Genomic DNA, 12,374 nt, shown 5'->3' on the forward strand with positions numbered 1-12,374 from the left:
CCAGCCCGACGCCAACTTCGGCCGCATCCTGGCCGCCTACGGCGGGATCTTCGTCGCCGGATCCCTGGCGTGGGGCATGGTGATGGACGGCTTCAAGCCGGACCGCTACGACGTGATCGGCGCCCTGGTCTGCCTCGTCGGCGTCGCCGTGATCATGTACGCCCCACGCCCCTCCTGAGACCACGTCACACCCCAGGAAGCCCTTGTGCCCCACAGTGACCGCACCTCGCAGCTGGCCCCACGACAGGTACGAGTGCTGCAAGTCCCGGACTGCCCGCTGGTCGGCGAGCTGCTCGGCCGGATCCGGAACGCGGAAGCCGAGACCAGCATCCAGGTGGACGCGCAGGTCGTCGTCGGCGACCACCCCTCCCCGACCCTGGTGATCGACGGGTTGGACGTCGCCACCGGTCGACCGGTCGCTACGGCGACATGCTGTCGACTGGACCTACCCACCCATGATCAGATCACAGCCGCCCTCACGGCCTGACCACGCGGCTACCAGCCATGGCTGGCCGCGGGATCACGTTCTCGGTTGGCTTGGTCGTGTCGGGCACGTTCGTCGGCTTCACGGAGCCTGCGCTCGCCCTCGGCTCGTGCCTCCTTCAGGACGACCGGGACGCGCTCCATCGGCCGTGGACCGCGCCTCGCCGCCAGGGCGGTCTTGACGTGATCGGCCTGGGTGATGGTCTGCAACGCCCGGATGGCAATCAGATGCGCGTCTCCACGCTCGCCTTCGACCATCGGCCCCAGTGCGTCGGTGGAACTGGAGACCTGATAGCGGTCGCGGTAGGCGAGCACCTGTCGTAATGCCGCGGTCCACGTCTCGCGTGCCGCGCGGTCCGATGGTGGTGGCGTGATCGTCTCCATCCACAGTTCCGGATCAGCAACCGCGTGTTCGACCAGGCGGTCCAGACGGGCCGCGATCAGTTCAGTATGCCGAACGAGCCAGTCCTGCACCTCCGGGTCCTTTCTGACCTGCGTTCGGTCGGTCGTTGCCATGCCGACCTCCTTGGTCGTTAGGTCGTGCTCCGGTCCGACGTCAGCCTGCGCGTGGTCCAGGAGGTGGTCGGCGTAGTGCTCGACCATGGTCCGCCACACGTCACCGGCGTCCAGCCGTACGTGGGCGCTGGCGCCGGTGATGCTGCCGACGCTCTGGGCAACATGGTCGATCAGGGCCGGCCAGTGAGTGAGTTCAACACGACCGTGCAGATGGTCGACCAGGGCTCGCAGGAGCGGGATCTGTCGTTCGAAGTGATCCAGGGACCGGATGTGTTGCAGGTTCGGTTCCATCGCGAACCACGCCAGTGGGATTGCCTCGACCAGGAGCGTGACCAGCGCGTCAGGGTCGCCGGTGGCGGCTTGGGCGGGGTCGGTCCCGGTCGGCATGTCCAGTGCCCGGGCGTGGGCTGCTTCGTCGGGGGTAAGCATGTCCCACGCGCGAGCGGCGGCGGTGCGTCCGGCGTTGTCAGCGTCTAGAGCCACGATCAGGTCGCGAAGGTCGCGTCCGCTGGCGTCCCGCAGGGCTTGGAGGTGCTGCTCGGTGATGCCGGTGCCGCACGCGGCCACCGGCACGATCTCGATACCCGTGCGCTCGGTCAGCGCTGAGGCGGCCAGGTGGAGGGCCGCTTGATCGGTGGCACCCTCGACCAAGACCGGGCGCGCTCCAGCAGCCAGGCGGGTGATGGCTTCGGGGTCGAGGCCGAGCAGGAGCTCGCTCTTGCGGTAGGCGACGGTCTCGGGGGTGTTGAGGTACTTCGGTGTGCGTTCGTCGGCGGCGTTGGGGTTGATGCGGGCGGTGACGCCGACGACAGCGCCGGCCTGGTCGCGGACGGGGAAGATGATCCGGTTGCGGAACCGGTCGATCAGCCTCCCGTTCCTGGTCCTGGTCGCGACCCCCGCGTCGATGAGCTCGTCGAGGGTGTAGCCGAGCGTCTGCAAGTGGTCGCTCAGCCCGGTCCAGGACGCCGGGGCAGCACCCCACTCGGCTTCTGTCAGGCCACGGTCAGCCATGTAATGGCGTGCCCAGGGTTGCGTGACGCTTTGTCCTGTCCACCAAGTCCACGCGTGCTCGTTGATCTCGACCGCCAGCGCCCGCGCTTTCGGGTCGACCGGCGCGGGCGGCTCACCGTATCGAGTGCGCGTGGCGATCTCGGCCGCACTCTCGCCCTGCCCAATCGACAGCTCGTCCGGCCCTCCAGGGGTGGGTTGGTCGGCATGTGGCAGACACGCGCCGGGCAGCAACGCGCTGCTCAACGCGAGGTCATCGGTGGCGTCAGGTGAGGTGGTGATCCAGGCCGGCAACCCCCGCCCGTCCAGGTCGCGGGGTCGGGGCACGCCGACGCGGTGGTGCAGGACCTTCGCGACCGACCGGGCACCCTGGAACCCGCCCTCGACCGCCCGTCGCACGACGATCGCAGCATCAGTACCCGCCGCTTCGTGCTGGGACAACCGCTTAACCAGCGCAGGCCATACCTCGTCCGCTAGCACCAGGTCGGCCATCGGCTCAGGCAGAACCGACCGCACGGCCTGTCCCAGGCGACCGGCACGGTCCGGTTCGAGAAACGCGAGATAGGCGTCCTCGTACTCCGGCACCAGACGAGCCAGGGAGTGCGCGTAGCCCCACTCCTCCTCGATCACCCGGGAGGCGGACTTCTCCTCCCCGTCACGATCCAGGACGCCCTTGAGCGCGTTCAGAACCGCACGCTCCTGGTCCGGCTGACGATGCGGGTCCAGGTCGAGGACGTCGTCGGTCTCGACGTACATCCGGTTCGAGTCCCTGCCGCGGGTGGTCGCGGTGTAGAGCTCGTTGCGGTTCATACCGACTCCGACCATCGCGTGGCTGGTGTCGACGGTCATGCCCTGCACCCGGTGGATCGTCGCTGCGTATCCGAGCTCGACATGCGCGGCGACGTAGTCGGCCGGGAGCACCACGGTTGCACCCGTTTCCAGGTGCCGGGCCTGCAAGGCCCCGTCACGGCCCCGGGCGATGACGCGCCACAGGTCACCGTTCTTTACCCAGTCCCGACCCCAGTCGATGTGCCCGTCGTCATGCTCGGCGCGTAGGTGCCGGTTGTTCAGCCGGGTCACGATCACGTCCCCGATCCCGGCACGGGTCTCGTCGTGCAGCGTGACGCCGTTCTCCTCGACCTCGCCGCGGGCGACGCGGTGCAGGCGGGCGCGGGCAGACAGGTTGGTGACCAGATCGTTCGTCGCGGCGATCATGATCGTCTTGCGGCCGTGGTCGGAGTCGGTCTGCCAGTTCGCGAACATCTCCTCCGCCATCGCCGCCGCGCTGCCGCCCTGGGTGCGGTGCTGGGTGACGTAGAAGTCCAGACCCCGGTGGTCCCCGTCGCGGAGCTGGAGGGAGGCCTCGGCCTCTCCGGTGGTGTGGAACCGGTGGATCTGCGTCAGCTCGGCCGCGCCCGCCTGCTCCGCGAGCAGTCGGAGCGCACCGCCTGCGGCGACGGCGCCGAGCTGGGCGGGGTCCCCGAGCAGCCGGACGCTGCCGCCGGCAGCCCGGGTGATGGCCAGGACCTGCGCGAGGGCGAGGGTGCCGGCCAGGCTGGCTTCGTCGACCAGCACGACAGTGCCTTCTTCGACCGTGAGCCGTTCCCGGAGACGTTGCCCTCCGGCGCCCTGGTTGGCCAGGAGGAACATGTCCAGCGTCTCCGCGGTGATCCCGGGGTCGCCGAGGTCGGCACCGAGGACTTCCGCTGCGGCGGCCGACGGCGCGAGCGCGATGAGCTTGCCGCCCGCGTTCTGGACGGCGGCGGCCAGGGCACGCATCGCCGTGGTCTTCCCGGTCCCGGCAGGGCCGATCCCCGCCGCCAGGACAGTGCTGGCCGCGAAGTGCGTCACCAGCTCCCGCTGCCCCGGGTTCAAGACTCGACCGGTCTCCGCCCGTACTCGCTCGATGGCCCGCTCGACTGCGTTGGGCTCGATGATCAGGCCACCGAGGGTGCGGGTCGCAGCCAGGAGCTGATCTTCAGCTTCCAGGACCGCGAGGGACGTGTACCTGGTCGAGCCGTGCACGAAGTAGACCGACTCGCCGTCCTTGCGACGCATCACGTCCGGCGGCTCGTTCAGGTCCGGGGGAGTGATCACGAGGCTGACGTCGACGGCGTGCGCGGAGATCGTTGCGGCCAACGCGAGCAGGTCGGTTCCCTTCGGGGCGTGCTCCCGGGCGAGGCGGGTGGCCTCGGCCTGCAGGTGGTAGGTCGTCCACGTCGCCCGCCTACCAGCCACGTTCGTCAGACAGGCGTCCACCAGGTCACCCTGGGCCAGCACCTGCACGGCCAGGTCCGCAAGGACGCTCTGGCGACCGGTTGGTGTGCGCCACCGCAACTGCCGGAAGACCTGCGCGCGCGGCCATACCGCCGCGAGCCGCTCCACCGCGTCCCTGACGTCCTGAACCGCCCACCGGGTGGTCCCTCGCCCGGCGAGGTCCTGGGCGACGGCAGGCCACAGATCCTTGATCCCGTCGACCACGACCTGCCCCGTGCCCGGACGGGGGTTGAGCGCGCGCGCGAGCATCCGCGCCACCGCCTCCGGCCCGCCCAAGACCGTGGCTGCCATCTGGGCCCACTGCGGGAGCCGATGACGTAGCCCGACGGGAGCGCCCTTGCCCTGCCGAGTGTCCAGGTTGGCCTGCTGCGCCAACCCGTACGCGGTCTTCGTGCCCGGCTCGTGCCCGTACTTGGCGCGGTACTCAGCCCGGAGAGTTTCGTAGGACTCCTGGATCGCCGCGCGCCGCCGGGAGAACACGTCCCGCAGCGCCTTGGGGATGCCAACGATCTCGCGAACACCTTGCTTGCCCCGGCCCCGGGTCTCGGTGTGGAACGCGACGCCGAGACGCTCGACCAGGAGCTGCTCGATGCGGGTGTTGTACCGCTCCGACGCCGCCACCTTGAGCGCCAGCAGCACCCGCCCGTCCAGGGCACGCCAGATCCCGTCCACGCCGAGGACCTTGGTGGAGACCGCGACGTGGGTGTGCAGGTTCGGGTCCCCGGCGCGGGAGTCCAGGTGGTCGAACGCCACGGCGGTCAATCCGTAGGTGTCGATCTGCCGCACCCCACCGGCACCGCCACGGGTGAGCGCGCCCTCAGCCTCGATCCACGCCAGCGTGTCCCGCCAAGCCTGGGTATGCACCTTCGTGATCGCCTCCCGCGTGGCCGCATCACCCAGACCCCACAACACGCTGATCGACTTCGCCGGCGTGAACACCAGGTCATACCCCGCGACCGCCTTGCGGGGCTGCTGCCCGCGCTTGGCCAACCACGTGGCGACGTCCTTGTCCGACAGCTCGCCCGAAGGGCCCTTGTCGGTGTGCTCCTGCTGCGCGAGAGAACGGGCGACGTTCCAGCGGATCAGGTCCCGCTCGATCCCCGCCTCCGGCGGGCGATCGCTCTCGGCAGCGAACGCAGCGAACGCTGCCTCAAGCGCCGCTGTGTAGCCGTCGTCGGGCCGGGCCTTGAAATGCGGGAACGCTCGCCCCAGCCGACCGGTGCGCTCCGCATCCTGCTTCGACAATCCGCGGGCCAGCGCCTCGACCTCGAGCCGGTCCGCGTCCGGGTGCCGCCCCTGCCCGAACAGAGACTTCATCTGCTTCTCGAGCACCTGGCCCGAGACCCCGAGCTGGTCCAGCCCCGACCCGACCCATTGCCCGGGTGGGTTGCCGTGCTGCATGTAGTAGTCCGTCAGCGACATGCCCCTGCCACGCGGCACGTCGCCCGACGCGACCTGCTGCGTCAGGTACGTGTACCCGCCACCCGCGCTGAGCACATGGGCCGTCATCACGTCCCCCCACCACCTCCCGGTCACGGCTGGGAGCGGGTCAACTCGGGTTGGCACGGGCCGCTCACAGCGTTGTGCATTAGGTGTGTTTCCTTCGCCAAGGGAGGACCGGTGCCCGGGTGCGCGACGCCGGGTCCGGCCGGTCGCGTTGGCGAGACGCGGCGAGCACGACGCCGGTGTGCGGCGGGCGGAACGGGTCGCGTGGGCTCGGCAGCGTCGGGACGGGATGCGAACGAGTGACAGGAACGGGCTCGGTGGGCCGGGGCGGGAAGAGACGCGAGGTTGGGTCCCCCCGGCGAACCGCGTCCGCCCCCCGGGGCATGCAAAGAGGCCGCCGACCCCGAACGGGGATGGCGACCTCCTGGCTCAACTGCTACACGACGAGCACTACCCGACTCAGACCTTGGCGGGCTGCGGCGCGCGTGCTCCTACTGGGGCCCGCCCCAGCAGCTCGTCCAAGGTCTGCTCCGCGGTGTGCACGGCGCCCATGATCTGCTCCACACCGTCCAGTGACAGCACTTCCTGTGTCACCGATTCGTCCACGACGGCGGTTAGTGCCCGCCGATTGCCGTCTGTCAGGCTCACGATGATGCCGTCAGCCGTGAGGAGATCGCGCGCGGTGTAGCCGTCGGCCTGTGCGACGAGGCCTTCGATGATTTCCGCGAGCTGACCCGGTCGAGCCGTCGTGTGCTGGAGCAAGAGCAGGACCACCCGGACACGGAAGACGATCAGTGCCTGTGCCGCGTCGAGCGCGCTGATGAGACGGACCACGTCACCGAGATTCAGGCTCACTGGCCGCCCGGTGATCGCGAGGCAGACGCTGCGCAGGCAAGCTGCTACCGCATACTCCCAGAGTTCCTCGATGTGGGTGTCGTCCAAGAGACTGAATGCTTGGTCGGGACTGCCAGCATCGAGCTGGGCGAGGATCGCGGCCTGTCGGCCGTCGAAAAGTCGTTCGCCGATGCCGTGGTGCTGCTCTGCATAGGCGGTGGCGTCGGCCCAGCGGCCGATGCTGGTCAGGGCTCGGGTGCCGTCTGCGAGCAGGGTGGTCCAGGTGAACCGCGCGATCTCTGCCGCAGCGTCGGGTACGGCGAGCTGATCCAGGTCGATGGGTACGCCGTCGATGACAACTACGCCGGGTTGTATCGCAGCCTCGTGGAGGGTGCGCAAGACGGTGTGGGCTTGCTCGCCTTGTCCGTTTCGGATGTGCAGGCGAGCGATGTTGACCACGGGCTGCAGCGCCCAGGTCGCGGGTGTTCCGGGCAGCGGCGCGTGCTCGCGGAAGATCTCGAACTGCCGCCAGCACAAATCGCGGGCATAGTCGGGGTGCCCGGTGTCACTCAGCAGCAGGGCCGCTCTGTTCAGTACGGCGGTGGCTGCGGCGAGGTCGCCGTCGTCTTGGCCGGCTCGTTCTGCACCGTTTCGGAGGGCGGCGATGCGGTCAGCGACCGGTAGCGCGACGGGGCGTGGGCGAGGGACGAGCGGGAACCAGTGGGCGAACGTGGTCAGGCTGATCTTGGTTGTGGTCATGACGTGACTCCTGTCCGACTGTGGGGTCCGTCGTCGAACACGGCGGCGGCAGCGGTGTGCGCGATGTGCGCCTGGGCCTGGGAGTCAAGGCCGATGCGGTTCCAGGCGAACAGCGCGTGATGGGCCAGGACTGCGCGGATGCCTCGGGTGAGTTCCCCGCGCTGGCTGTGCTCGCGGAGTCGATCCCCGGTGGCCGTGTAGGCGGCAGCCCAGGGGGCGAGCCAGGTGAGCGCTTCGTTGTTCTCGACGAGGCGTGCGGTGTCCACGGTCAGTAGCCGTCGTGTCGCGGTGACGTCATCGGCGGTCGGTGTGGTGGCCGTGGCGCGGTGGTGGGCAATGCGTTCCCAGACGTCGCCCTGTTCGTACCAGTCCAGGCCGGCGGCTCGGTGTAGCAGCGCTGCCAGCAGGATCGAGACCTGTTCACGTTGGTCAGGGCCGGTCGGCCGGGCCTGCCGGTGGGCGAGGTAGGCCAGCACGTGGGCGGTGTCGCTGACGAAGAGTGTGTGCGCCACCTGCATCCCTGCCGTACCGCCGAACGCGCGGGTCTCCGGCTCGTAGACGGACCATGTCCAGTCGTGGATCAGCCTGCGGATGCGGAGCTTGTCGAGTGCTTCGCCCAAGTGGGCTGCCCCGGCGAGGTCGGCGTGGAGACGGACCCGCCAGTACGGCGCCTTACGGACGAAGAACCACCTTCCGCCGCCGAAGTCCACCAGAGGCGAGAGCACGGTCACCGCAGTCATTTCGACGGTGGCCGGATCGCTAAAGCGGATGTTGGCCTGCCGCCACTCGACCGATGCATCGTCGGTCGGGACCGGGTCGAGGTCGACCGTGTCGATGGTGTTCGTGGTCAGTTCAGGAGCAGGCAGGTGTCCCACTGCGCCTCCCGGTGCCCTGTCGTGACGGTGTGCAGTGCGAGCGCGACACCCGCGAGACCGTCAAGGAACTCGGTCTGCTCGGTGAGCGAATCGGTCTGCTCGACGACAGCTCGGGTAAGACGTACTACCTCGTTGGCGAGGTCGGGTGTGGCGGCGTCGACGCTCGCGCGCCAGGCGGTTTGCAGGACGCCGGCCAGGCCGTGACACAGGCCGACATCGGTCAGGGTGGCCAGGCTCTGCTCGCTGCGGACCTCGTTCAGGAGCGCGCTCTCGGCGCACAGGAGTCGTTGCTCGTCGCCAGTCGCGAGTGCGACGAGCTGGAGTGCGCGGGCGATGCCGAGCGTGCCGTAGCACCACGACGCACGTTGCCGCGGTGATGGCGGCTCGTGGCCGCGGACTTGGGCCGGCGTCAGGATGCTCGGCCACCAGGTGCCTGTCTCGTCGTGCTGCTCCAAGGTGTCGTACCAAGAGCAGATCCGCCCGATCGCAGCCTCGTGGTCGCGGACCCGCACACCCTGGCGCAGCGCGGAGGCGAGTACGGCCAAGACCGCGGCGCTGCCGTGGGACATGCTGAGGTTGGCATGCCCGTCGGCGAATCGGGCGGTGCCCGCGGTCTCTTTGGTGGGCGCGGTGTGCGTCCACCACCCAGGTAGATCCTCGTGCCCTGGGAGCGTGTCTGTGAGCCGGACCAGGTAGTCCAGGACCTCGATGGTCAGATCATCGTCGGGATGGCGACGCAGGTGGTACGCGCCCAGGCCGGCCAGGCCGCGGATGAGGTCGTATTCCCCCATCGGCGGTGTCAATCTCGACCGCAACCGAGCGCGCGCCTGGCCGAGGCGCTGGCGGATGACCGTGGCGACCGCTCGGTCCAGACGGGACAGGCTGCTGGAGAACTCTGTCTCGTCTGCTGCGGTGTGCAGCGCCAGGGCGAGAGCTGGTGTCCCGTAGAACAGCCCGGCGTTCACTCCGGCGCTGAGAGGCTCGCGGGCCGCTTCGCGCAGCCAGGCGTGGACGGTGGCCCAGTCGCCGTGCCCCGTGCGGGCGCGCTCGATATGCAGCAGAGCAATCCCTATCGCGCCGCCCCCGAGCGACTGCCTCCGGGCGCGTCCGTTGCCGTGCTGGTACCGCGCCGGGTCGGTGAGCCGCTGGGCGATCTCGCCGACCAGATCCTCCGCAGCTCTGGTGATCGACTGGGTCTGAATGGTGTCCGGGTTAGTCATGCGCAGCTCCCTTCGTGAAGCCTGCGGGCGTTCCAGGCCAGGGCCCCTGCGCGCGCCAGGTGCAGGCATTCCCCTTCGGCGCCAGGCAGGAGGCCGAGCATGCGGATGACGTGCAGGTGGAAGAGGTCAGGAATCCAGGCAGCAGGGTCGGTACCCAGGCCGAGGAGCGCTGACCGGTACTCCGTCAGGGCGGAGTGTCGTGCCTGCCATGCCTCTGCGATCTGGGGATCGCGTTGTGGATCGTCCGGCTCCGAGTACTCGTCGAGGACATGACGAGTCCAGGTGATCGCGCGAGCGCGCGTTGTGCGCTCAGGAGGTTCGGATGGTGTTCTCGGGATCTTCGCCAGCAACCAGGCGACGGCCGCATCGGGCTCGCCGACCAGGACTGCGGCGATGCCGACCAGGCTCGCGGCGGTCATGGCCTTGCGCACCGCGAGCGGAGCATCGATGGTGGCCGCGCGTTGCAGCCGAGCGGCGGCCGAGTCTGCGGCGAAGAACCGTTCGGCTGCTGCGAGCGTCGTTCCGGTGCCGAACCGGCCGGTCTCGGGCTGGTAGGTATCCAGCACGAGATGGCTCATAAGGCCCTGGTCTCGCAGGGACTGCGCCCACCGGCCGGTCTGGTGGGCCACGTGTTCGGCGGTGTGTTCGGTGATTTCGATGCGCAGGCGCAGGTGCGGGTCCGGGTCTGTGTAGGGCAGGTACCACCACCGCGTCCCGGCCCCGAGGCCGTCCAGCAGCCTGGGCAGGTGGTCGATCAGGACGGGGTCGATCTTGTCGGGGTGGCCGTAGACCTTGGCGTAGAGCCAGTCCCCGGCCAGCGGCATGTGCGGTGCGGTGGTGGACGTGCCGCTGGCAGCGAGTGCGGGACGCACGTTGAGTGAGCGGGTCGGCGTGTGCGAGCCGAGTGGGATCACCAGCTCGTGGGGGCGGTCGTCGATCCAGCCGAGCGCTCCGGGTGGCGGTGCTTCGTGCAGGACGGCGGTGTCGTTCTGCGCCAGGTGTTCGAGGAGGAGGGTGCGGTCGGCGGCGTCGTCGAGATGGAGACGAAGCCGGCGGTCCATGTCGACCAGCAGCACACCGGACGGCACCATCATCCGATCGCGCCACGAGTCCAAGGACGCATGAACGCCATCGGCCCCCGTGCCCCCGACGTCGTCCGTCGTCACGATCCAGCGGGCCGGCGACAGGACGGTGTGCCCCCGCCGCGCGCGCGGCAGGAACGGCAGCGCGGCAGCAGTGCCCCAGTCGAAGGCAGTGCACGCAGCGGCCCGCGCTGTCGGGATCTCGCAGAGGAATCGCATCAGGGGGTGCGCGGCCTGGGTCAGCTCGATCGCGGTGAACGTGACCGGCTCCACCGACACGCCACGGCTCGTCCAGATCAGGGTCAGGCCCTCTCGGTCCGCCGTGACGGCCAGGTCGTCGAGCCGGATCGGTTCCGTACCGGGTGGCGTCACACCGTCGGGGCAGATGACGTAGGGCAGGACCATGGGGCTGGCCGAGACGTTCTCGGCGCGGACGTTCAGTGAGCGCACCACGACCTGTGCCACCAGGGCATCGCGGGTGGACGTCGGCAGGGACCGGTAGGCGTCCCGGATCTGGTCGATGGAAGCCTCTTCGCGGAGGTGCCAGAAGCGTCCGGTGGTAGTCCCGGCCGCGCGTGCGGCTCCGGCGACCACGAGCGTGAAGTCGCCGGCGTCGACCTGTTCGGCAGTGGCGGCCTGGACCTCGAACCGCAGCTCGGTGTGCGCCTGTGCTACGCGCGGCGGCTGCGACGCGACCCGCTCGATCAGGGCGTCGTCCAGGTCGATCTCCACCTGTCGTTCCAGGGCGGCTCGCTGTGCGAGGGCCGCGAGGATGCCATCGCGATCTCGGGTCGACTCGTGCCGCGGTGCGGGCAGGCGAGTGCCGCGGAAGGTAGCCGGGTAGCCCAGGCCGGTGTCCCCGAGGAGCTCGAGCAGCGGCACCACAGCGTGCGGGCCGTACCGCTCCAAGAACCGGGAGTGGTAATCACGCCACTCGCCTCGGCCGTCCGGCTCCGGTGCCAAGCGCATCAGCAGGTCGGCGGTGCGCTCAGCTTCCTCGATCACCGGTGTCGGGATCATGAGGTCGACGTCGGCCAGCGTGTCGACTCCGACCGGTCGTTCGTGAGGCTGGATCGTGCGCATCCGCTCGGCCAGCTCACGCCAGGAGCCACCTGACGCGACGGCGGGAGCGATCTGGAACCGTTCGGCCAGGTTCCGCACCTCAGCCACCAGCGGTTGCAGTCTGGACTCGTCGAGCTCTCCCGCGATGTGGGCAACCGGATTGGTTGCGGCCGGGCTCGGCCGCAGGCTCGTCACTAGGAACCCGCGCTCGACCAAGGCCGTGATCATGCGCTCTGCGTCCGCACGCTGAGCGTCAGGGAAAGTACCGACGGCCGCCTGGGCGAGGTCGGCGAACCGAATGGGTCCTCGCGCGCACACCATGGTGTGCAGCACTGGTTCGGTGAGCGCGACAGAGACTTCGGTGAGGTTCGGGTGACGAGAGTTTCCGCCGTCGGGTCGGTGGTCGAGGACCAGGCGGCCGTCACGGACGAAGGCAAGCTCGTTCGCCACGACCGACAGGCCCTGCAGGACGGTCGGATCGGACTCCAGGCGGCCCACGACGTCAGCCACCCATTGGCCGTCCGGGCGGGGGCAAGCAGTGTGCTCCTGGCCGAGTCGCACCTTCGTCGTCGGCCCGAACGCGACCGGTGCGACCCCGGCAAACAATCCGAAGGGCGTGACACGGCTGGCCGCTCGTCGCGCGTACCGACCGAGAGCCCGTGCGACGCGGTCCAGGTCGCCGGCGGTGGCGAGGGGGTCATCCAGGACCTTGCGTGTCTGCGCCGCCAAGGACGGGCTGGCCAGCTCGATCGCCGCAGCGAAGGACTCCCGCCATGCGCTGGTCAGCCACGCACGCACGTCGGCGCCCGGGC

The 12,374-nt window shown here is 69.6% G+C and carries 7 protein-coding genes; 2 read left to right on the forward strand and 5 right to left on the reverse strand.

Annotation, left to right across the window (positions count from 1 at the left end):
• Together APR04_RS27505 and APR04_RS27510 are read left to right on the forward strand one after the other, a co-directional pair.
• Window positions 1-178: YnfA family protein (locus APR04_RS27505; protein ID WP_253877260.1), on the forward strand; the 178-nt coding region annotated here is incomplete at its 5' end.
• Window positions 179-205: 27 nt separating this feature from the next.
• Window positions 206-487 (forward strand): hypothetical protein, encoded by a 282-nt coding sequence (locus APR04_RS27510; RefSeq protein WP_253877163.1) that lies wholly within the window; start codon window positions 206-208, stop codon window positions 485-487.
• Window positions 488-495: 8 nt separating this feature from the next.
• Here APR04_RS27510 and mobF read toward each other — a convergent pair whose 3' ends face one another.
• The 5 genes from mobF to APR04_RS27535 form a co-directional block, all read right to left on the reverse strand.
• The gene (mobF, locus tag APR04_RS27515) at window positions 496-5,793 is read right to left on the reverse strand and encodes a MobF family relaxase (protein ID WP_253877262.1); all 5,298 of its coding nucleotides are present in this window, start codon (window positions 5,791-5,793) and stop codon (window positions 496-498) included.
• Window positions 5,794-6,189: 396 nt separating this feature from the next.
• Complete coding sequence (locus APR04_RS27520; protein WP_253877165.1) at window positions 6,190-7,323, reverse strand: hypothetical protein; 1,134 nt, start codon at window positions 7,321-7,323, stop codon at window positions 6,190-6,192.
• A complete protein-coding gene (locus tag APR04_RS27525; protein WP_253877167.1) occupies window positions 7,320-8,198 on the reverse strand; it encodes a thiopeptide-type bacteriocin biosynthesis protein in 879 nt (292 codons plus the stop codon). The genes APR04_RS27520 and APR04_RS27525 overlap by 4 nt, the downstream gene beginning before the upstream one ends.
• Window positions 8,171-9,418, reverse strand: a complete 1,248-nt coding sequence (locus APR04_RS27530) for a lanthionine synthetase C family protein (protein WP_253877169.1) — start codon at window positions 9,416-9,418, stop codon at window positions 8,171-8,173. The genes APR04_RS27525 and APR04_RS27530 overlap by 28 nt, the downstream gene beginning before the upstream one ends.
• Window positions 9,415-12,360, reverse strand: a complete 2,946-nt coding sequence (locus APR04_RS27535) for a lantibiotic dehydratase (RefSeq protein ID WP_253877171.1) — start codon at window positions 12,358-12,360, stop codon at window positions 9,415-9,417. Before APR04_RS27535 ends, APR04_RS27530 begins: the two co-directional genes overlap by 4 nt.
• Window positions 12,361-12,374 lie beyond the last annotated feature (14 nt).

Source organism: Promicromonospora umidemergens, from assembly GCF_024171995.1.
In the GTDB taxonomy this organism is placed as follows: domain Bacteria; phylum Actinomycetota; class Actinomycetes; order Actinomycetales; family Cellulomonadaceae; genus Promicromonospora; species Promicromonospora umidemergens.